Genomic DNA, 22,504 nt, shown 5'->3' on the forward strand with positions numbered 1-22,504 from the left:
TTAAAAAATTATCAGGCTCACAAGCAGCCCAAATAAAGAACTATAAATAATCATCTCAAACTGAAACTTAAAGAACATTGTTTTATTTAAATAACGTTCCTTTAAATATACAAAGCCTTCAATGTTATCAGAGCAGGGGGCAGCACAGGCAATATGGGTAAAGATAAAGACCAATCCAAAAAAGAATAAAAAACTCATGCCAAAACTAAGCTCCCCGAGGGGAATGATAATTGGATATAAGATAAAGGACATTAATAATCCCCGCAATAATTGAGCTGGAAGAAACCACTTGCCAACATGGCTCTTTTCTTTAGGATTTGACATATCCCGGACATAATCCATTAACCGATCCTTACTCTCATAAATATCCTTACTGATCTTGAGAGCCAGGGCTCCTGCAAAAATATAAGAAAAAGTGTGAATTAACACAAACCAGATACTGAGTCTAAAATATTCCATTTTATCCCTCCCCTTATTCTCCCCGCCAATCAAATAAAAAAATTCTAACTTGCCAGTAAATCTATACTTTGCAGAAACGACTTTAAAACCATATTAAATTTTTCTGGATTATCCTGATTTGCAATATGATGAGCATCTTCAATTTCCACTAAGTCTGATCTGTCATGACTATTATGCCACTTTACAGAAAGCTTCTTAATAAAGTTAAGGTCATGATCTCCATAGAGAATTAATAGATCATGGTCCAGAGGTTTTGAAAGACCATCAGACATGTCATTAAACATCTCCAGAGTTAAATGCTTTATTAAATTTTTACCATTGGCTGAAGTTATTTCTTGCAAATACTCCTGAGTCCTAGGTTTAAGGGCTTTATGGAGGGCAAATTTTTTGTAAAGAAAGTTTTCTGGCACTAAAAGCATTGTTAAAGACGTAAATGGCTTAAATGCCTTAATAATTGCTGGGTATCCTGGATATAGAGAACCTCCACCTAAATGGACTGAGGCAATTACTCTATCAGGATCCTGTTCAGCTATTCTCTGTACAACAAAGCTCCCTAGCGACTGACCAACCATCACTGCTCTCTCAATTTCAAGGGAATCCAGTAGATTAATAATTGACTTTGCAGAAGTCCCTGAAAATTTATTGTATTCATCAATATTTGATGATTTTCCATGACCAGGCAAATCTAAAATAATAACCCGATAGCTGGATTCAAAAGCAGTGGCCTGCTCTAAAAATGTTCTATGATCCATACCCACCCCATGCAAAAATACAATCGCCGGATTATGCTTTTCCCCATAATCCTGATAATATATTTCACTATTATTAGCTCCAAAATACATTATCATCACCCCTATCTTAGATTCAAATCAGGTAGTCACTAAAATTTTGTTATTATAAACACATAAACTCTATTATAAACATGATTATATATGATTATTTGTAATAAGTCAATCTTATATTCTAATTTATTAATTATTTTAATTTTAAAATTAAATATTTAATGTTTATTATCTACATATTCAATCTCATGCTTTTCACACCATTCTATAGCTATTTCCCTATATTTTTGATCTTGGTAGTCATACCATTCATCAGCTATATCATATTGATAGATTTTATCTTTGAACCTACTAAAGGCTCCTCTCCCCTGAATAGCCTTACACATTATATTTCTTAGATTATTATCTTCAATTGAATAGCAAAAGCTTTCCATAATTTCGTAATCATCAATTTCATAGTCTTCTGGTAATTTAATATAATCAAAAGTTGAAAGAATATCTATTGCAGCTTTTATATTTTCTTGCTGCCATTCTGGAAATTTATTAATATCCGGATCTCCTTCTGCTTCCATTAATTCATAATCTGTAATCATAAAAATTGCACCAGTTTTTTTAGAATAATAATATTTAACCTCCCTCATGCTAAGGGTAATTGCTTCTATAACATCTTCTAAATTTACTTTAGCTTTCATATATTATCACCTACTTTTAGTTTTTAATATTAAACTAAACACTTAAGATTAAATTAGAAAAATAAAAGCCGGCATATTGCAGCCGGCAAAAAGGCTTATACAAAGTCCAAAGCTTATTATTGATCTAATCTATTCAACTTTTCTTTTAGCTCAGATAACAGCTTTTTAGCCTGCTTAATCTTCTCCTCTTCAGCAATAACCTCCTGGTATTTTTCTTCCAGCATCGATTTCATATTCTGAAAAGTTTTCTCTTCTTCTTTAATAACCTCAGTTTTACTTAAACCTTCTTCCATCCGCTCATCCAGCTTTCTATCTAGTAGCAGGATGACCTGGATCTCATCAAGGGTAAAGTGGAGACTCTTCAAATAATCAATTTCTTCAGCCTTCTTTAAATCCTGTTCAGTATACCAGCGATTACCGTCCCTTCTTTCAGGCACTAAAAGATCGATCTTATCATAATATCGGAGTGTATCAATACTTAACCCGGTCTTTTCAGCAAAATCACTAATTAGCATCTTAAATCCCCTCCCCAGTAGTTTAACTTAATTATATAGCCTGGAGTTAACTCAATGTCAAGGGGATGTTTATTTGGATATTTATTTTCACTAAAATTATATAAAACAAGGCCTGACCGCCTCCTTACCCTCCGGTTACCACCTCCGTCAAAACTATCTAAGTTATCAATAAATCTAACTAACAAAGCTTTAACGAATCTTATTCTAATACTATCAGAAGATATATAATAATCAAAGGGCCAATATTTGCAATTTTAACAAATAAATTTATTCAAGCTCAACAATTTCAACCCGGCGATTCATAGCCCTGCCGTCTTCAGTCTGATTGCTCATCACCGGTGCTGCCGGGCCAACACCAACTGCTGTTAACTGATCCTGACTGATCCCATAATCATTAATCAGCCGTGCAACTACATCCTCAGCCCTGGCTTCAGATAAATTTAAATTCATATCATAGCTGCCAACATAGTCGGTATGACCAACCACCAGATAGCGCTTACCGCTATTTTCTAATAAAAATTCTGATATCGTAGCAAGCGCCTCTTCAGACTCAGCTTTAACCCTGGACTGACCTGTATCAAAATAAATATCATAAATGGCAACTCTGCCATCAACCAGCAATCCCTCTTGAAGCTGGGCCATTGTCACCATGTCCATTTCCATGCCCTCTAATTCTATAATAACTATTTCAAAATAAGTATCATCGGCCTGCTGGGCAGCCCAGTGGCCTTTACCGGCGGCAACAATCAGATAATTTTCCACCTGCTCAACAGCAACTCTGGAAACAAGGTATTCATCTAAATCCCCAGGAAAACCTCCAAAACTCATAACACCAGTTGCCAGACCTCTATCCTGCCTCAGGGTTTCATAATAATCAGAAAAATCAATATCATCAATCTCAATTGACTGAGGATCTCTGGTCTTAAATAATACCTGGCCATCAATATTTTCAACAGCGGCCTCGTAATTCCTGATAATCTCATAAGGAGAACGGCCTTCAGGAGCCTTCAGCCAGAATCTTCGAATATATCCTTCCACATTATTAACAGTATCTTCCCCTAAAACAACTGGCATCTCTTCAAATCCAAAATTATCAGTATAAATTAAATCACTACCCTCATAAATCGGGACAATTCCTGGTCCATCCTCAGCCATTACCCTCATTGAAACCCCTGTCAATATCAGCCCAACAACCAAAAAAACCACCATCAGCCTATTAAATTTCATGATATCAACCTCCCCATTTTAAGTTATTAAGTAAACAATAATCTCCTGCTAGATTACACCTCCATTATCTATATATTTAAACTTCTCCCTGGATTATAATTATCCTGCAAAGTTTAATAAATATTAAACTTTTTTAAAGCTTTATCTAACAGGAATAACACTATAAAGGCAATTGCAATATTGGTTAAAAAGGCCAGCACCCCGGTTGCCACCATTAAGACCTTCTTATCAGTTAAAATAGCACTCTGGAACATCTGGAACGCTGTAAAAAATAACATCGCCCCTAAAACACCATAGGGAATAACCTCAATAATCTGAGGTGAGGCAAAGAAGAATGCGATTATCAAAAGGATTATACCGGAAATTATATTAGATCCACCGGTTCTAGCTCCAAATCTATACTGGGCAGCCAGTCCCCCTGCACCATGGCACATAGGAAAACCACCTAATGGTGATGAAATCAAGCACATTAAGCCCATACTGATCACCAGCTTATTTTCTGGAACCTCCCGCTCGAAGAGGTCTGTAATTAATAAAGAAGTAGCAAGAACTGCATTTCCCAGAGTTAAAGGGATCTGAGGCAGAGTTCCTGACCAGAAACCTGTCCCAAACTCAGAAATAGCAGGTAGAGTAAGCTCTGGCCAGCTAATCAGTGTAAGGGGCGGCAGACCTGTATGGTAGATTCCAATAATTAATCCCAGGCCAAAGACTATTAATGATGAAATATCAAGAACATTAACAAAAAAGAAGCCTAATATTATTCCAACTGACACTAAACCAATTAGCCAGTCTTCAACCATAAAAGATATCGCTGTCTCAAGTAAGATCAGGGTCAGACCAAGCTGAATTCCCCGGATTAACCATTCAGGTATATGCTCTTTAATTAGATCTATACCACCAAAGATGCCTAAAAGCAGCAGGATAACCCCCATCAAAATACCGGCAGCTGCAATCTCACCAGCAGTTAATGCCCCACCAATTGCCACAGCACCAATTGCCTTCATCGGCTCCACCGGCATCGGCAACTTATAATAGATTCCAGTGGCTATGTAGGCCAGACCAAAAAATAAAAGAATAGAGCTCATATTAATCTCTGTAACTACAGCCACCCCGACAATTATTGGCAACAGAGTCCCATAATCACCTATGGCTCCAGCCATCTCTTCTAAATTAAATCTAAAGTCTCTCTCCATAATACCCTCCTGACTGAATTATAATAACAGAACAAATTATTGCCAATCCTGTAACTCTAATCTCTTCTTAACTCTCAAGCAGCTTTAGAATAAACTCCCTGACTTATCAATTACAATCCTGGCAGCAAGCAGTTTCTTTATCAGCCAGCTCTTCAATCTCAGAGGCCAGCAATTTCAAATTATCCCTTTTAACACTATAGTGGACATAATAACCCCGCTTTTCCCCGATTACTAAATCAGCCTCCCTGAGGATCTTTAAATGCTGGGATACTGCAGATTCAGAGATATCATTCTTTTCCGCCAGGGCACTGACACAATAATTTTTAGTCAATAGAGATTCCAGTAATTCCAGCCTGGTCTTATCGGCAATCGCCTTTAATTTATTTATAACAGCTTCATCCATCTTTTTGTTTAATAGAGAAATTCATACTGATAATGATCTCTATTAAACTCTCCCCCCCTATTGTGATATTTTAAATTATAAAACAGTAAATAATTCATCCAACAAATGATTTATACAACTATTTCTTAAACTATAAATGAAGAATGTCTAATAATCATTTGTAATAATATGCTCTACACCTCTAGAATCAAAAGTATCAATTTTATCCTTAAAGAATGTTGGAAATGCCTTATAATTTTCTAGATTGTCAATTGGAATCCAATGCATATACTCTTTAATACCTAATGATGAATAACTATTACTTTTAAGCTTCTGTGAGCCTTTAGATTTCATCAAAAAATAAAAAGCAATCTCATGACATTTATATCCCTCAAAGCTACCAGTACCATCAAAAAAATTTTCATGAATAAAAGCTAATCTGTCTATTTCATATGGTACTCCAGTTTCTTCTAACACTTCTCTTCTAACAGCATCTTCAGCCTTCTCACCTATATGAACAGCACCACCTATAGAATAATAATAATCATCTACTTCATTTTTAGCAAATAATAAACAATCATCCTCAATAATAATTGCCGCTGCTCTGTATCTAAACCAGTCATTTTCTTTTGTGAATCCACAATCATTGTCCATAAAGATTCCTCCTAATCATTTAAGATGCTTTTGTAATAATATCTTTGTTATATGTTAACTTACTCTATCATCACTTAATTTATAGGAAGCGACCATCATCTTTCTTATCAGGGAGTTTATCAACATTGTCCTCAAGCCAGCCAATCCTGACATTTTCCCTGCTATCAAACTCTGGAACATAGGGCTTAATATCCAGTAATGGTGTGCCGTCAACTATATCAACATCTTTGATATATAAAATATTTCCTTCTATCTTTTCTAGCCTGACAACAGAGAGTCCAATCGAATTAGGCCGGCTAGGAGCTCTAATTGCAAAGATCCCATGCTCTTTATCTTCCATAAAAGGCTTACGTCTTAATGAACATTCACCGGCTAAATGGCAGTGATATAATAATATCAGATGGGAAAAACCATCAAGACTCTTTAACCCATCTTCATACTCCGGCAATAATTCAATCCTGCCCTCTATCCCCTCTGCACCTGTTGGCTGGATTGGAGTCCCCTCAGGCTTTTCAAACTCTGATCTAATCTTACCGATCGGCCGAAAAGTAATCTCTTCCATTTTTATTGCCTCCTGTCTATTTCTAAGTTTATCACGTGTAAATTTATCAATTAATTTACTTTAGCAAAAACTTAATTAAATTATAACATCTTAATTTAGTTTGTCAAACTTTAATTACAAGCAAAAAAATGTTAAACTGATAATTAATTCAATCACTAAATTTTGGAGGGGATTACTTTGGCCCACCGGACATCCCGTAATGGCTATGAAAATCTCGTTGAAAGATTAAATGAATTTCCACAGGGTGCAACACCTTCTGATACTTTATATCAAATATTAAAAATGCTATTTTCAGAAAAAGAAGCTGAACTTGTCTCTAAATTACCGATAAGACCCTTTACTATCAAAAGAGCTCAGAAGGCCTGGGATCTTAACCAAAAAGAAGCCAGAGAAATCCTGGATGAACTGGCCAGCCGGGCTATCCTGCTTGATGTTGAAAAGGATGGGGAGCATGTCTATATCCTGCCTCCACCAATGGCCGGATTTTTCGAGTTTTCTATGATGCGCCTGCGAGGAGATATAGATCAAAAGGTCCTGGCTGATCTCTTCTATCAATATATGAACCAGGAAGAAGATTTTATCAAAGATTTATTTACTGAAGGCGAGACCCAGTTAGGCAGAGTCTTTGTCAATGAATCTGTTCTTACTAATGATCATGCCCTTTATGTCCTGGATTATGAACGGGCCAGTGAAGTTATTAAGAATGCTTCACATATTGGAGTAGGACTCTGCTATTGCCGCCATAAAATGGAACATAAAGGTCAGGCCTGTGACGCTCCAATGGATATCTGCATGACCTTTAATAACGTTGCCGAATCTCTGATTAAAAATGATTATGCAAGAGAAGTTGATGCAGCTGAATGCCTGGAGCTTTTAGATAAAGCCCGAGAGCATAATCTGGTCCAGTTCGGTGAAAATGTTCAAAATGAAGTAAGCTTTATCTGTAACTGTTGCAGCTGTTGCTGTGAGGCCATGATAGCAGCCCAAAAATTTGGAATGCTAGAGCCTATCCATACAACTAATTTCTTGCCAGAAATTAATGAGACTAATTGCGTCGGCTGCGAAGAATGTATAGAAGTCTGTGCCGTAGATGCCCTCACTTTAGAAGATGATGTTGCTCACTTAAATGAAGATATCTGCCTGGGATGTGGCAATTGCAAGCAGGTCTGCCCTGCTAATAGTATTAGTCTCAAAAGACGGGAAGAAAGAGTTATAACCCCTGTAGATTCAGTACATAAAACTGTGATGATGGCCATAGAACGAGGCCAACTTCAGAATCTGATCTTTGATAATCAGGCCCTGAAAAGTCACCGGATAATGGCCGCCATCCTGGGTGCTATCATAAAACTTCCACCTTTAAAACAGATTTTGGCCCAGGAGCAGATCAAATCTAAATATTTAGGCAACCTGATTAATAAATTCAATTAAAATTAAGTAGTATAATAATATAAACAAATTATAAATGTCAAAGCCGGCCATATCAATCCTGGCCGGCTTCTGCTTTCTATCAGAAAAATTATAATGAGTATTTAGTTTATATTAATTAAAAACCCTCATAAGCATTCTTGAATATACCAACAACATCCTCTAATGAGGCCTGTCTTGGATTAGTCGCACTACTTGCATCAGCCAGAGCATTTTTAGCAAGAGTTTCAAAATCAGAAGGATCTACATCATCTAATTCTTTAAGGCTTCCTGGAATTCCAATGTCAGCAGATAAGTCAGCTATAGCTTTAATACCTAAATCTGCTGCTTCCATAAGTGTTAATCCTTCAGTATTTTCACCTAGAAGCTCTGCCATTTTTGCTACCTTTTCAGGTTTTGCTAGCTTATTAAAATTAGTTACATGAGGTAATAAAATTGCATTACAGATACCATGAGGTAGATCATAGAATCCGCCTAATTGATGTGCCATACCATGAACAAGACCTAATGACGCATTATTAAAGGCCATCCCGGCTAAAAACTGAGCATAAGCCATCTTTTCTCTAAGTTCGTAATCAGAACCATTGGCAACTGCTTTTCTTAAATTTTCACCAATTAATTCAAAGGCTTTTTCTGCAGCTGAATCTGTTAAGGGGTTGGCTATCGTAGATACATAAGCTTCAACCGCATGGGTTAAAGCATCCATACCAGTATTTGCAGTTAATGCCTGAGGTTTTTCAAGCATTAAAACAGGGTCATTAATAGAAACATTCGGAGTTACTCTCCAATCAACTATGGCCATCTTTATCTTTCTGTCTTCATCAGTAATAATACAGAACCGGGTCATTTCACTGGCAGTACCTGCAGTTGTATTAACAGCGATTAGAGGCATAATTGGTTTATTAAGTTGATTCAAGCCTTCATAATCCTGAATTTTACCGCCATTTGTGGCAACAGTAGCTATACCCTTTGCACAATCATGAGAACTACCACCACCTAATGAGACAATGACGTCTATATTTTCAGAATCAATTAATTTAAGGCCGGCTTCAACATTTGAAACAGTAGGATTAGGTTGAACACCATCAAAAACTACAAAATCTATTCCGGCATCTTTTAAATGATCAGTTACCTTTTCCACTATACCAATTTCCACCAGCACACTGTCAGTAACAACTAAAGCTTTAGTACCGTTCTGTCTTTTGATATGCTCACCAATTTCACTAACTGTGTCTTTGCCCAATACATTAACAGGGGGAATAAAATATCTACTTTCTTGAGCCAAATTAATCACCCTTTCGCATTTTTTAATTCAAAGCACTAAAGTAATTTTACAATAGAAATTAATGTATGTCAAGTTATTTATTACACAATAATGGATATTAATTCTAGTGCTTCAAATAACAATCATTAGGCTTTATTTAGCAGCAGCAAAGGCTAAAATTCCCCCTAAGGCCATAGATAAAAAGGCTGCCGCAATAATTCTGTAAACATCGGGCATCATAAAAACTATGGTATGAGCCGGTATCCAGAAAAACGGTATAGTCTTTAATAAAACAAAAGTGACAAAACCTTCCCAGTCAATATCTCTTATAACTTCACCTGGCTTAATATTTTTTATACCATTAGCATATTTATCTACATATGTATCAGTGATTCTATGAAAGCCCATCATCGTAGGGGCGAAAATAATATTCATAAAGAGACTGGTCTGAAAAGCAAGTGATAAACCGCCAGGATCCCCAGGCAACATTCCATTAGTTTGCAAACTGGCCACCCCGGAATTAAATAAACTAAAGACCATAGTAATCCAGATACCTAAAAAGCCCCAGATTAAAGCCCTATAAATAACACCGGTCGGCCTCTTCCATCTATTATTTTTTATCCTTAAAGATAAAATTTCGCCCATAGTTGCCAGAATTGCAAACTTAATAAAGCCCATAATATAAGGATATGAAGCAGTTAAACTTTCAAACACACCTCTACTGGCAGGAATCACTAAAATGCCTATAATAACAATCAATGATAATATCCAGATAATACCTCTTTTCTGCAAAATTTATCCCTCCATGATTTAATATCCATGATATTTCTTTTATATATTCTAGAATAATAATCCTTTAACTTTCTAAATAAATAAATCTGGATCTTTCCTTATATCGCTAAAATTTTTAATCAAATAACTTTTTATTCTATTGAAACCTGGATCAGCAAAATACTTTGCATCTTCAGGGCATTTTTGAATACAACCGCAGCATCTAATACATTTGCCAGGTTCAATATCCCTGAAGTTTTCAAAAGAAATAATCTCCATCGGACAGTTCTCAGCACAGATCCCACATTCAGTGCAGGCTTCAGTTGTCTCTGGTCTAATATCTTTAAACCTTTTAGACCTTTCCTTTAGAGGATAACTTCCTTTAACTTCTAGATCAGGCCAATCTGATAAATCTTTAATACCTATCAATTTTTTTAAAATCCTAATTCCAAATTCTCTGGCCAGCCTTAAATCATCACTATCAGGCCGCTCACCGGCAATCTCTTTGCCATAGGAATGCTCACCGATAAAAGCTGCACCTGCAATACCTTTAAAACCATTAGCTTCAAAAATATCTTTTAATTCTAAAAGGGCATCATCATAATCCCGGTTGCCATATGTTACTACAAAGACAGCAGGAGTTGAACTGCCCTTGATTTCTTGTAATACTTTCACTAAAAATTCTGGGACACGGCCAGAATAAACAGGCACTCCAACAATCAACAGATCATTACCTGCAAAAGAATAGGCTTTTCCCCTTGCCTGCTTTGAAGTAAGATCATATATCTGATAATCCTTCTTTATGCCAGCAGCAATCTCTTTACAAATAGCCTCTGTATTATCAGTAGCACTAAAGTATAGTAGTTTTAAATTCATGCTATATTTGATACCTCCTGACTCTTAAAGATATTATAACATATATATAAAATTATCATGAATTTTATTATTGATAATAGTGATTATGACAAAGATAAATTCCAAATATTAAAAGCCCCTTAAAGTATTCAGCTTTTTAAAATTGCTGTCCACTTTATTGGGGCATTATATACTAATCTCTAACTGCTATATGTTTATTTATACTAATTATTCTATAAACTATATAAACTTAATTGTTTAAAGTTTATTGGTTATTGGTATCAATTGAGTTGTAGCAATAGGATGAAGATAGAGAACATAGCTTAATGAAATTTGATAAATTTTTTCAGCAGCTGCTTTTAAAACAGAGTGAAATTTTTCATCGTCCTGGTCAACATGTAAATTCTTGAGTAATGCTTTTGAAAAACCTGCAATCATATTATCGTTATTAGCAAGTTTATTTACTGCATCTTCCTGTGTATAACCTTCTAAAAGAGCTACAACTCCTAATACATTAGGATTTTCAGTTACTGCTTTATAAAAATTAGGTTTAGCTGGAATAGATACTCTAAACATAAATACTTCCTCATCAAGAAATTTTAAATGTTTCATAATTTCTGTCTTTAATATTTTTTCTGATTCTGCTTTATTTTCACTATAATTATCTATTTCTATCTCTAATAAAGGAATGAACCCTGCATCATAAATTTTTTTGCCATATTTAAATTGCTGAGATACAATATCTTTTATTCCATCTTTATTTGCACCATAAATCACTGAATGTATTTTAACACCAAAAACATTCTGCCTTTTGGCTTCTGATAAAATATAATCCAAGTTAGTTAATGGCTTCATTAACTGAACGTCATTTTCTTTTTCTTCTTTATCCTGGTCGACTTTCAAAATTGAAAGAATCCCTTTATTTTCCCAGAGATAATCAGCAGTAAACTAGCCTTTAATTTTATTATTCATAGTATGTTCAGATAAAATTACTCCTAAAATATGTTCAGAGGTAAATCCAGGACTTGATATTATTCGAGTTCTCATTTCATGAACAAAATTATACATTTCTTCTTCACTATTATATTCCACCTCTGATATTCCATATTTTTTTAAAATATCAGGAATACGGCTACTATTTTGATCAAGAGCAGCAATAAAACCTTTCCTATTCTTTATCCGCTTAAGTTGTTTTTTATCCATATGATTACACTCCCATATTATAGCTATATTTTATAAATATTGAACTTGATTTACAAGTTCACTTATTATGTGTAGATAAATAAGTGTCTAACTATAATTTTACTATATGAGTTCTAACCATAAAAGAGTGTTGCAATGAGAGCATGCAAAAAATAAAGCGGATTAATCACTTTGTGATAACGTTAGTAAATTTTTAATCAATTTAATCATTTTCCAATCACATAACTGGATATTATTAAAAATATTTATAATTAAACAGGTTTATTTAATGATACTCTTTGTTAGTTAATTTTATCTTCTTTAATAATTTAAAGTTTACTGGTTAATCAATCTGGCCGACAAAAAAATAGCCCTCTTTAATGGGCTATTTAGGATATTATAATATTTAACAAATTTTTAATGTTAGTTTTCCTCTTTTTTTGACTCTGTGTCATTCTTACTTGAATTCTTAAAACTTTCAACCCTACTAATTAATTCTGGTGCTATATCAATTAATTTATCCAGAGATCTTTTAGCATCTATCTGTACTAGTTCAACCTCTTCATCACCTGTAATAACTAATAACGCAGTAGGGGAAATCCTGCAACCCAGGCCTCCACCGCCGCCTTCACTTTTTCCGTCTTTTTTTGTATCTTCTCCTAATCCGCCACCCATACCGAATGAAGCAGTTACAATTGGAACTACTTTAACTTTTCCAAAATCCATCGGTTCACCGATAACTGTTTCAGTCTTTAAAAATTTATCCAACTTATCATACATTGTTTCCATTACGGTTCCTGTCATATCCATTATTAGAACCCCCTTTTAATTTTTTAAATAAAACTATATAAAGACCTGTCTTCTGAATAAATCTTAAGAGATAAAAACAAATAGGGGCCAGCATAAATCTACCATAAAGATATCCCTGAGCAGCAATCACCTCCCTATGCCAAAATAAATCTAGTTGAATCCGATCCTTTCTTATCAACCCATCCAGGCTATAAAACAAAGCCGCTAAATTCCCGGTATAATAAGGATCTTCAAATCCCACTTTAAAATTGATATTATAATCTTTAGGTAATACCTGAGAAAGTATTGACCTAATTAAAACCCAGGTTTCACCTATATATTCTGTTACATTATTTTCTCTAATAAATGTTATGAATGAGGAAAATTTACTTTCCTTTTTTAATTCTTCTTTAGCTTCAACTTTTTCTTGCGTTTCAACTTTATCCTTGCTTTTATCAACATCTGTTTTGTCTGATTTACTATCAATAGCATAAACTTTTATACCTAGAAAATATAGTTTAATACAATAAAATTTTTCAACCTCAGAATAATTAAATTTAATCCTGTAACTTATTGGCGCAATTAAAACCATGACCAGAAGAATTAATAATATAACCAAGATCATTAAAATAGTATTGAACATAAGATCCCCTCATATCTTTAGACTTATCTGTCTTGGTTCTTTAAGATCTATTATCCAAAAATTGATGCCAATAGATATCATTATAAACTTATTGTAGTCTGGGAAAAATATTATCTTATATAAAATTTTACTATATAAATTGTAAGCATAAAAGAGTGCTGGGATGATAGAAGATAAAAAATAAAATTAAATTATCACATTCTAATGACAGAACCAATTATTTATTAAATTTAATAACTTTTAAATCACAAAAATACGAAATGCCATCCATTTCTTTTTTATTTTCAGCCCTTGTCCCCTTCTTCATAATCTTTTTGTACAATTTCCCGAGCTCTCAAAACACTGCTTTCACCGAATTTATCCTTCAACCGATCAATGGCTTCTACCACATTATCTGATTCTTCTTTTTCAGCAAAAAGTGACAGCTGTTCCTTATCTGCCGGAATTAAATTACTAACCCCTATTCCTATAAGCCTGATCGGTCTCCTAAAAAGATTATTCTCCTGTATCAATTTCTTGCCAGCAAAATAGATCGTCTCCGTATCATGAAAAGCCCTCTGATAGGTTATCTGCCTGGATGTACTCTTGAAAATATCATAGCTAACTTTGACAAAAACAGTCTCAGCTTTTAAATTCTTCTTTCTGAGTCTTCTGGCTACCTTACCGCTAAATTCCATAAGGACAGAGAGTAAATACTCCTCTTCCTCCATATCCTCAGAAAAAGTCTGTTCATGGCTTATAGATTTAGTGACAGATGTCTTTTCAACCTCTCTTTTATCAATACCCCGGGCTAGATTGTAAAGTTTCTGGCCAAACTTACCAAAGATTGAGCTCAGATCTTCCTCTGAAAGTTTTTTTAGATCATTTATAGTTTTTATATTTATCTTATGTAGTTTCTCTCTGGTTTTCTCGCCGACACCCCAGATATTTTCAATAGGGAGAGGGTCCAGAATTTCCTGAATCTTGTCTTCTTCAATAACAGTAAAACCTGCAGGTTTATCCATATCTGATGCCAGCTTAGCCAGAAATTTATTTGGAGCAATTCCGACAGATGCCTGAAGACCAGTCTCCTCTTTAATCTCTGTTTGAATCTTGCGACCAACTTCCCTGGGGCTGCCCAAAAGCCGTTCAGTGCCTTTAATATCAAGAAAGGCCTCATCAACTGATATCTTCTCAATTACTGGAGTGTAATTGCCGAGAATCTCGAAGATTTGAGCTGAGACCTCCTGATACCTATCCATTCTAACAGGCAGGAAAATAGCATGGGGGCAGCGCCTTCTTGCCTCAGCGGCAGACATAGCTGAATGGACACCATATTCCCTGACTTCATAGCAGGCTGCAGCCACAACACCCCGGCCATCCGGGTCACCGCCAACGATAACAGGCTTGCCCTCAAGCTCAGGGTTATCCCTCTTTTCAACTGATGCATAAAAGGCATCCATATCAACATGAATTATATTTAATGCCATTTCTGATAGCTTCCTTTCCTATCATGTGATAATCTCTTATCATTCTAGATAATCTCCAACGTTTCAAATAACCATCTCTTAATATTTACTCAGGCTTTCAATCACAATATCCCAGAGCCTATCTTTGTCCAGATCAACTGCAACTTCAGCATTAGCGGCTTTACCTGTTCTATTATGAAAATCACAGACCGTTCTCCCTCTGGTTAACTCACTACTAGTCTCTATATCAACTCTCATCTTTTTAGTAGTAAAAACATCATCATCAATTATCTTTGCGACTGTGCAGGGATCATGGACCGGAGGATGCTCAAAACCATAAAACTCTCTGTAGGTCTCGCCAAATAATTCAAGTAACTTTAAAGTTAAGTTAGCAACTCTATTATCCAGTTTTGTAATTCTCTCTTTAACTTTTTCATCTGCTAAAGCCTGATAGGTAACATCAAGACCTGTCATCACAATCGGAACCTGACTCTCGAAGACAACTTTAGCAGCTTCCGGATCGGTATAAATATTAAATTCTGCTGAAGGAGTGGCATTGCCAGCACCACAGGCTCCTCCCATTAAAACAATCTTCTTTATTTTATCCTTTATTCCTGGCTCTAAATTTAAAGCCATCGCTATATTAGTCAGAGTTCCAGTTGGAACTAAAATCAACTCACCATCAGACCGTAAAGCTTCCTCAATAATAAAATTTACTGCATGTTTAGATTCAGCTTCTTTTGTCGTATCAGGAAAAGGTATATCGCCAAGTCCGCTATCTCCATGGACCTCCGATACCTCTAATTGATTTCTAACCAGTGGCTTATGCATGCCGGCATAAACAGGTACGTCTATATTTGCAAAATCACAGATATCTAAAGTATTCTTTAAGGTTTTAGGCAGAGTCTGATTACCTGCCACAACTGTTATTCCCCTCAAGTCTATTTTATCTGACTTAGCAGCAACTAAGATTGCAATTGCATCGTCATGACCTGTATCAACATCTAAGATTATCTTCTCTTTTTTGCTCACAAAAATCCTCCTTTAAACTAGAATTATGTATCTATTAACTTATTACTTATTCATTAACTGTTATAATTTATTGTATCATAAAGATAATCATTATGTCATAATCCTATTGAAACTCAAAAAAACCTGGCAATCAAATCCCAGGTTTAAATGATTCATTTATTATTAAATTTAAATAATTACTTATAAGAAGTAATAACATTAATAATTGCTTTATATGCTGCACTGTGGGCCATTCCACTGGCCTGATTTACTGTTCCTGTAAAATAAAGATCATTATCTGGATTATAAAAGGCAAAAGAACCTGTCTGGCCCCAGAAGCCTAGAATTTCACCAACAGATTTCATAGATGTCATAAACCGTGGAGTCCAGAGTTTTTCCAATCCCAAACCGTAATAAAACTGACCTGGAAAGTAAATCATATTCCAGTTTGATTTCAATTCTAAAATTAAATCCTCCGGGAAAAAGAAGCCATTAAAAAATGCCTTTAAAAATTTCATTGTTTCAGCTGCTGTAGAAACAATACCACCTTCTGCTGTTACTGATGCCATATAATTTGGAGCAAAGATCTGTTCTCTCTTATAATAAAATGGTACAGGTTCAGTATCATTAATATCAGTATATGCATAGGTCTTTACAAGACTCAATGGTTTAAAGATAAATTCGTCAAAAACATCGGCTATATTCATATCTGTAACTTTTTCAATAATTGCACCTAACAATTGATAATTAGTGTCTGAATAAAAAACTTTACCCTTCTTTCCAGGTTTAAATTTTGGCTTTAATGACTTAACCTGATTAATTACCCTTTCAAAGGGCCAGGCCTCATCACCTCCGGCAAGCAGCCCGGATGCAGCTTCGCCTTTTGGCTTTTGATAATAGAAATAATCAGGCAGACCAGAAGTATTACTCATCAGATGAGCAACTGTGATTTCCCCGGTATAATCAACGCCATCAAGAATATGAATACCACCGATCAATGATTCAGGGAAGTATTCTGTTATCCTATCAGTAAAAGATAATAATTTCTTCTCCCTTAAAATTAATAATACAGCTGTTATATATAATTTAGTGACACTTGCGATAAAATATTTATCATCCTGGCTAAGATTACCAGCAGACCCTTTCCAGGAGATTGATGAATCTCCATTTTCTACTGCAAAGATAGCACCATAAACATTATTTTTCTTAGCCATCTTAAATAGAGACTTCTCAAATACTTGATCTTTAATCATAACTGGCATCTTAACCACCCCATAATATTTTTTAAATATCTATTTAAATACTGGTTTATACATATGATAAACTGTCAGATAATCATTTTCTTTCTGATCTATTAATTGATACCCGAGATGCTGATATAAATTTTTCGTATCTTCATTGCCTGTATAGAGATAAATACCATCACAGTCATCCAAACCCCTGACAAATTTTTCTGACTCCTCCAGGAGTAATCTGGCGATTCCCTGCCCCTGATATTTTTCACTAACACCTATAACTTCCAGATTATAATAATCTTTGGTTGGTATATTTTTTGTCTTAAAAAGTTTTGCAGACTTTAATATTTTCCTGATATTTAATGCCTTTATCGCTGGAATAATTAATTTGAAGATATCCGGGAAATAAGCCTTTAAAAGTCCTGACATACTCCCAATATTAGAATTTCTAAGATAAGCAACACCAACAACTTTATCACCATCTTCAGCCAGGATTATCTTCTCTCCAGTTTCATAGAGCTTAATAGCAGAAAAGTAATTTAGATTCTCCCAGGTTTTAAATTTTTCTGGCACTGAAAAGTCATACATCAATGTTGTAATCCTTTCAGTTTTAAAAGTTCTGCTCATTACATCTGCTGCCTGCCTCAATTTACCTTCAATATTAATTTCATTAGTCAGGGTATTAATCTCTGCCATATAATATAACCTCCAGGATGGATAATATTTTTATATTAACTAAATATTATTACATTTTTCTCAAACTGTCAATATAAATTTAAAATTGATTTAAAATCTATTGCTAGATCAACTTTTTAAGACAATGCAATAAAAAAGCCCTGCCTGAAATAAGGAAGGGCTAAAAGCTAATACTAAATTATTAATTAATCTTTAATCTTGAGGTAGTAAAACTCTATCAATAACATGGATAACTCCATTAAGGGTTTGAATATCAGTTATAATTACCTCCGAATCATTAATAAATACTTTTCCATCTTCTATTGTTACTTCGATTGTCTCACCCAATAAGGTCTCTACTTCCTGGCCATCTAAACCAACAACAGTTTCTGCCATAACCTGGCCTGAGACTACATGGAATAATAAGACATCAGCTAAATCTTCTGGATTATCCAAAAGTTCTTCTAATACTCCTGATGGTAATGCATCGAAAGCCTCATTAATTGGAGCAAAGACTGTAAAGAGTCCTGGTCCTTGCAGGGCTTCAACCAAATCGGCTGTTACCACTGCTGTAACAAGGGTGTCAAAGCCATTAGCCACGGCTGTCTCAACAATATCTGCAGGCCATAGAACTCCATCAATTACATGGATTACTCCATTACTTGCTTCCACATCAGGTGTGATAACTTCAATGTCTTCATTTAAGAAGACACCTTCATTGATCGATATTTCTATCTGCTGAGGGTTTAATAGAGTATCTGCCTTCATACCATCAGAAAGATCAGTTGACATTACTTTGCCTGGAACAACATGATATTTAAGAACATTAGCCAACCTTGGATCAGCCAGTAACTCTGAAGCTTCCATTTCCATAGCATTTAGAAAATCTTCAAAAGCTTTATCATTGGGAGCGAACACTGTCAAAGGACCTTCAGCCTTAAGGGCATCAACCAAACCAGCCTCTTCCGCTGCAGCCAGAAGTGTTTCAAAAACTCCTGCATCATCAGCAGTTCCAACTATATCATTTAATCCTTCATCAATAATATCGTTTGTTGTATCTGTCAGACCATTTGTACATCCTGTCAGAAAAAGCACCAATGCCAGGGTTAAAGCTAAAAAACCTACTCGAAAGAAATTTCTACTTTTTTTCATTTTATTTATCCTCCTAAATTAATAATGTTTATTATTAATATTATTATACCAAATTTAGAATTATCTCAGTCATATATCAGTCATATTTCAGTCATATCTCAGTCATATTCCAACTTTTTTAGAGTTCAATTTAAAAAACCTGGCATTTTACTGCCAGGCTTCTAAATAATACTATTATATTTTAAAGTTTACTTAATCTGTTTATTCTTCAGAGTTGTCTTCATTTTCGTCTTCTCCGGAATCATCTCCATTTGTATCTTCTTCAGTATCATTTTCTTCAGACTCTTCTAAATCAACAGATGATAAAATAATTGGATCATCTAACTCTATTTTTTCACCAACAATAACCGAAACTGGTTCTTCAAGTATTTTAACTTCATAATCTGAGTCATCAATCACAATTTCATCTTTCATTTCATCTTCATCTTCATCTTCGCTTTGCTCTTTATAGCCAACAAAAGCTCTTAATTTATATTCGCCATCAGAAAGACCTCGGAGCATAAATGAACCAGCATCTCTACCACTAATCTCTTCAATTGAAGTCAATGAGATAGCTTCAGGTTCCGCACCATCTTTAAACTCTTTAGCTTCTGAATCATAATCATTAACATTATATGCTTCAACATAAACATCTCTATTATCAATATCTATAAATTCTTCTTTTATATCTCCATCTTCCTCAAATTTACCTAATACCCGACCAAGAATATTTCCTGCATAATTTTTATCAATTACATTTACAGCCTGTGTATTTAAAATAGCTTTATCTGATCTCCCAGCAAAAACCAGTTTTGTCAGGTCAACATCAAGAACAATCGAAGTAATTGTATCTCTCTCAATTCCAAAATTGTAATCAATCTGAAAACCTTTTTGTTGACCAGCAGGAACTTTCAAAGGCATTTCAGAACCATCATCAAATACTAACCTTGATAAATATCCCTGACCATCTTCATCAGCTAATTTAAGTCTAATTTTATTGTAATTGCCTTCAGGTAAAAATTTATCTCCTAACTTTTTTTCTGTAAATTGAAGCTGTAATAAATCAACTTTTAACATTTCATCTTCTTCATCTTCAAAATTATTAATTGTCTCCCAGCCGCCATCTACATGATTAACATTAACTTCATCGATATAAACATAAACATGTTCAAGATCATTAACAGCATTATCAGCGATAAATAAAGCCAGTTGGCCGGTCTCTTGATCTGTATCTACTCCATCTCCTAAAAAATCACCGGTACAACCTGCTACAACAATCGTAAACAGAATAAGTGAAACAACAAAAATTGTCTTTTTTTTCATTAAATTATTCCTCCTTAGAAAAATCGATTTAATTTTAAATTAAAATAAAAACTGTCGCAAATCAGGCTGCGACAGAAATATAATTGCTGCAACCTGGCAGTCATAGAAAAAAATTCTTTAGACCCATAGCTTTGCGCAAGCCAGCTTTCGCTGACCTTGCCCATATGATTTTTTTATTTTTATTAATTAAAGTATACCATAGTTAAAGATAAATAAAATTGTATTTCTATAAGTGTACCCTTATTTATCGGAATAATGCTCCGAAAGTATCAGTATATTTTGCTCTTCTGGCTGGAGTTTAAATCCATAAAATTCCAGGGCTTTAATTTAATATCTTCTGCCATCTTTCTCTATACGCTACTGTTTCAAAACCTATATTTTTATAAAAGTCAGGTGCTCCTCCAAAACAATACTCTGCTCCTAATGCTTTAGTCTTTTTCATACCTTCAGTCAGAGCAATTGTTGCCAGGCCCTTACCTCTATGTTCAGGCACTGTTGCCAGAGGCTCTAAATAAGCATATTTATTCTGAGTGTCAAACCACATCCCTGCATAACAGGCATATTCTCCATCAGGGGCCTTTATTATAGTTGTTAAATCTTTTCTAAAGTTAGGTCCACTCTGCATTAGCAACCTTCCTTCATAATCATCATCAGGATTAGGACCATGATCAAACCCTTTCCAGAGGCAATCATGTATCTTCTTTATATCATTTTCCTCTTCCAGTGTAAATAATGAATAATCGGATGGCAGGTCAAATTCAACAAAATCTTTTTCATAAGAGAATATAGTTACTATTTCTTTATATTCTTTCTTATAACCATTATTTTGTAATAGATCTCTTTTAACTTTTTCTTTATCTGTAATCCATACATTTAAAATAATCTTTCCATCTTTAATTGTTGATAATTCCTTTTCAACATATTCAAGCATCTCAAATAATAATTTATTATAACCTGGTTTTACAACTAAAAAAGCATCTCCTAAATCCATCTCATAACATGCTAAACCAATGATTTCTCCTTTTTCCTCCCAGATACCAAATCGATGAGCAGATTGATAATTAAAATACGGATGAGTATGGGCATATTCAAAAAATTGTTGTAAGAGATAACTGTTTAATGTGCCTACATTATAAATATCAACTAAAAACTGACTCACTTTTTTAAAATCAGCTAATAACTTATATCTTCTTCTAGTAATCATCTTCTCACCTCTTATTTTGTTTTCTTATATAATCATTCAGGATATTTTAAATTTATCCTGCATGATTTTTGTTATTACATAAATCAATGTTTTATTATGTTAAAAGCCAAAAATTGTAACCAGCTTTATTTTCTTTTTAGTTTTAATCGTCTATAATATTAAATAAATGATAAATAACTATACAGGAGGGTTAAGCATGAAAAATAAAAGGGAAGATATTGTAATGGCAGTATTTATAGCAGATGCCCTATCTTTTGGCTCACACTGGGTTTATGATACAGACAAATTAAAAGAAGAATACACAGGAATCATCAATGAATTCAGAGCTCCAATGTCTAATTTCCATGAAGGTAAAGCAGCTGGAGATTTAAGTCATTATGGCGAACAGGCTCTGGCCCTTTTAAGATCGATCTCTGATAATAAGGGGTTTAACCTTAAGAAATTTAAAGCTGACTGGATAAAACATGTTGAAAATACTGAGATGTATATGGATCATTCGATGAAGGATACTCTGAATATATTTAAAGTTTCAGATACACTTATCGGTGCTGATAATGTTGAGCTCGGTGGAATAGCCCGAAGTCTGCCATTATTTATAGAAGAGGATATTTCTAAAGAAGAATTTATGAATTTAGTCCACATGACTCATAACGGAGAAGTTGTTGATCAGACAGCTGAATTTGTTTACCAGGTGATGAAAGATATTCTGGATGGTAAAAATTATAAAGAGGCCATTGAAAACAATAAAGATATAAATCAATTTATTCTGGATAATTTTAATAAAATTGGTCCTAAAGATAAAATAGTGGAAAATGCCGATGATCGGGGTCAGGGCTGTTCTATTCAGCAGGGTCTGCCGATTGTACTGGATGTATTATGGAATGCCGATAACCTAATGGAAGCCCTGACTTTAAATATCATGGCCGCCGGAGATAACTGCCCTAGAGGAATGGTTATTGCAGCAATAATGGCCGCCAGCGAGGGTTTAGATACTATACCTGCAGAATTGATCGATGGTTTTAATAAATCAAAAGAAGTTAAGGAATTAATTTAATCTAGCAGCTTTAATCTTTCTGCAAGAT

General features: G+C 34.5%; 25 protein-coding genes and 1 riboswitch. Of the genes, 2 read left to right on the forward strand and 23 right to left on the reverse strand.

Annotated features, from left to right (window positions below; translation table 11 throughout):
* From I0Q91_RS07375 to tsaA, 9 genes are all read right to left on the reverse strand, one after another.
* The gene (locus I0Q91_RS07375; protein ID WP_270453800.1) at window positions 1–459 is read right to left on the reverse strand and encodes a hypothetical protein; all 459 of its coding nucleotides are present in this window, start codon (window positions 457–459) and stop codon (window positions 1–3) included.
* A gap of 44 nt (window positions 460–503) precedes the next feature.
* Entirely contained in the window at window positions 504–1,301 is a 798-nt protein-coding gene (locus I0Q91_RS07380) for an alpha/beta fold hydrolase (RefSeq protein ID WP_270453801.1), read from the reverse strand.
* A gap of 158 nt (window positions 1,302–1,459) precedes the next feature.
* Window positions 1,460–1,933 (reverse strand): UPF0158 family protein, encoded by a 474-nt coding sequence (locus I0Q91_RS07385; RefSeq protein WP_270453802.1) that lies wholly within the window; start codon window positions 1,931–1,933, stop codon window positions 1,460–1,462.
* Between the two features lie 116 nt (window positions 1,934–2,049).
* The gene (locus I0Q91_RS07390) at window positions 2,050–2,448 is read right to left on the reverse strand and encodes a helix-turn-helix domain-containing protein (RefSeq protein ID WP_270453803.1); all 399 of its coding nucleotides are present in this window, start codon (window positions 2,446–2,448) and stop codon (window positions 2,050–2,052) included.
* 267 nt (window positions 2,449–2,715) lie between these two features.
* Window positions 2,716–3,675, reverse strand: coding sequence for an OmpA family protein (locus I0Q91_RS07395; RefSeq protein ID WP_270453804.1), 960 nt, complete (start codon window positions 3,673–3,675; stop codon window positions 2,716–2,718).
* A gap of 113 nt (window positions 3,676–3,788) precedes the next feature.
* Window positions 3,789–4,868 (reverse strand): putative sulfate/molybdate transporter, encoded by a 1,080-nt coding sequence (locus tag I0Q91_RS07400; protein ID WP_270453805.1) that lies wholly within the window; start codon window positions 4,866–4,868, stop codon window positions 3,789–3,791.
* A 106-nt stretch (window positions 4,869–4,974) separates the two neighbouring features.
* A complete protein-coding gene (locus tag I0Q91_RS07405) occupies window positions 4,975–5,271 on the reverse strand; it encodes an ArsR/SmtB family transcription factor (RefSeq protein WP_270453806.1) in 297 nt (98 codons plus the stop codon).
* Window positions 5,272–5,418: 147 nt separating this feature from the next.
* A complete protein-coding gene (locus I0Q91_RS07410) occupies window positions 5,419–5,904 on the reverse strand; it encodes an NUDIX hydrolase (protein ID WP_270453807.1) in 486 nt (161 codons plus the stop codon).
* A 79-nt stretch (window positions 5,905–5,983) separates the two neighbouring features.
* Complete coding sequence (gene tsaA / locus I0Q91_RS07415; protein WP_270453808.1) at window positions 5,984–6,466, reverse strand: tRNA (N6-threonylcarbamoyladenosine(37)-N6)-methyltransferase TrmO; 483 nt, start codon at window positions 6,464–6,466, stop codon at window positions 5,984–5,986.
* Between the two features lie 177 nt (window positions 6,467–6,643).
* Here tsaA and I0Q91_RS07420 point away from each other — a divergent pair, with 177 nt between their 5' ends.
* Complete coding sequence (locus I0Q91_RS07420) at window positions 6,644–7,894, forward strand: 4Fe-4S dicluster domain-containing protein (protein WP_270453809.1); 1,251 nt, start codon at window positions 6,644–6,646, stop codon at window positions 7,892–7,894.
* Window positions 7,895–8,009: 115 nt separating this feature from the next.
* Here I0Q91_RS07420 and I0Q91_RS07425 read toward each other — a convergent pair whose 3' ends face one another.
* The 14 genes from I0Q91_RS07425 to I0Q91_RS07490 all read right to left on the reverse strand — a co-directional run bounded on the left by I0Q91_RS07425 (window position 8,010) and on the right by I0Q91_RS07490 (window position 21,422).
* Complete coding sequence (locus I0Q91_RS07425; RefSeq protein ID WP_270453811.1) at window positions 8,010–9,176, reverse strand: iron-containing alcohol dehydrogenase; 1,167 nt, start codon at window positions 9,174–9,176, stop codon at window positions 8,010–8,012.
* A gap of 132 nt (window positions 9,177–9,308) precedes the next feature.
* Window positions 9,309–9,947 carry a hypothetical protein gene (locus I0Q91_RS07430; protein ID WP_270453813.1) on the reverse strand — a complete coding sequence of 213 codons (639 nt, stop codon included), beginning with the start codon at window positions 9,945–9,947 and terminating at the stop codon, window positions 9,309–9,311.
* A gap of 72 nt (window positions 9,948–10,019) precedes the next feature.
* Entirely contained in the window at window positions 10,020–10,802 is a 783-nt protein-coding gene (locus tag I0Q91_RS07435) for an EFR1 family ferrodoxin (RefSeq protein WP_270453815.1), read from the reverse strand.
* A gap of 237 nt (window positions 10,803–11,039) precedes the next feature.
* Window positions 11,040–11,684 carry a beta/alpha barrel domain-containing protein gene (locus tag I0Q91_RS07440; protein ID WP_270453816.1) on the reverse strand — a complete coding sequence of 215 codons (645 nt, stop codon included), beginning with the start codon at window positions 11,682–11,684 and terminating at the stop codon, window positions 11,040–11,042.
* 45 nt (window positions 11,685–11,729) lie between these two features.
* The gene (locus I0Q91_RS07445; RefSeq protein ID WP_270453817.1) at window positions 11,730–11,984 is read right to left on the reverse strand and encodes a beta/alpha barrel domain-containing protein; all 255 of its coding nucleotides are present in this window, start codon (window positions 11,982–11,984) and stop codon (window positions 11,730–11,732) included.
* Between the two features lie 402 nt (window positions 11,985–12,386).
* Window positions 12,387–12,773 (reverse strand): GerW family sporulation protein, encoded by a 387-nt coding sequence (locus tag I0Q91_RS07450; RefSeq protein WP_270453818.1) that lies wholly within the window; start codon window positions 12,771–12,773, stop codon window positions 12,387–12,389.
* The gene (locus I0Q91_RS07455) at window positions 12,736–13,395 is read right to left on the reverse strand and encodes a hypothetical protein (protein WP_270453819.1); all 660 of its coding nucleotides are present in this window, start codon (window positions 13,393–13,395) and stop codon (window positions 12,736–12,738) included. The genes I0Q91_RS07450 and I0Q91_RS07455 overlap by 38 nt, the downstream gene beginning before the upstream one ends.
* A gap of 284 nt (window positions 13,396–13,679) precedes the next feature.
* On the reverse strand, window positions 13,680–14,864 hold the full coding sequence (dinB, locus tag I0Q91_RS07460) for a DNA polymerase IV (protein ID WP_270453820.1): 1,185 nt from the start codon (window positions 14,862–14,864) through the stop codon (window positions 13,680–13,682).
* 78 nt (window positions 14,865–14,942) lie between these two features.
* The gene (locus tag I0Q91_RS07465) at window positions 14,943–15,875 is read right to left on the reverse strand and encodes a nucleoside hydrolase (RefSeq protein WP_270453821.1); all 933 of its coding nucleotides are present in this window, start codon (window positions 15,873–15,875) and stop codon (window positions 14,943–14,945) included.
* Window positions 15,876–16,051: 176 nt separating this feature from the next.
* Window positions 16,052–17,116: a serine hydrolase domain-containing protein gene (locus I0Q91_RS07470; protein ID WP_270453822.1), complete on the reverse strand. Its 1,065-nt coding sequence runs from the start codon at window positions 17,114–17,116 to the stop codon at window positions 16,052–16,054.
* Window positions 17,117–17,146: 30 nt separating this feature from the next.
* Complete coding sequence (locus I0Q91_RS07475) at window positions 17,147–17,785, reverse strand: GNAT family N-acetyltransferase (RefSeq protein ID WP_270453823.1); 639 nt, start codon at window positions 17,783–17,785, stop codon at window positions 17,147–17,149.
* Window positions 17,786–17,977: 192 nt separating this feature from the next.
* On the reverse strand, window positions 17,978–18,916 hold the full coding sequence (locus tag I0Q91_RS07480; RefSeq protein ID WP_270453824.1) for a fasciclin domain-containing protein: 939 nt from the start codon (window positions 18,914–18,916) through the stop codon (window positions 17,978–17,980).
* A 201-nt stretch (window positions 18,917–19,117) separates the two neighbouring features.
* Entirely contained in the window at window positions 19,118–20,218 is a 1,101-nt protein-coding gene (locus I0Q91_RS07485) for a DUF4382 domain-containing protein (RefSeq protein ID WP_270453825.1), read from the reverse strand.
* An 84-nt stretch (window positions 20,219–20,302) separates the two neighbouring features.
* Window positions 20,303–20,389: riboswitch (cyclic di-GMP riboswitch) on the reverse strand.
* 151 nt (window positions 20,390–20,540) lie between these two features.
* Window positions 20,541–21,422, reverse strand: coding sequence for a GNAT family N-acetyltransferase (locus I0Q91_RS07490; RefSeq protein WP_270453826.1), 882 nt, complete (start codon window positions 21,420–21,422; stop codon window positions 20,541–20,543).
* A gap of 196 nt (window positions 21,423–21,618) precedes the next feature.
* On the opposite strand from I0Q91_RS07490, the gene I0Q91_RS07495 reads away from it, so the two are divergent.
* Window positions 21,619–22,476 (forward strand): ADP-ribosylglycohydrolase family protein, encoded by an 858-nt coding sequence (locus I0Q91_RS07495; RefSeq protein WP_270453827.1) that lies wholly within the window; start codon window positions 21,619–21,621, stop codon window positions 22,474–22,476.
* The last annotated feature ends 28 nt before the right edge of the window (window positions 22,477–22,504 follow it).

Source organism: Halonatronomonas betaini (assembly GCF_015666175.1).
GTDB lineage: Bacteria > Bacillota > Halanaerobiia > Halanaerobiales > Halarsenatibacteraceae > Halonatronomonas > Halonatronomonas betaini.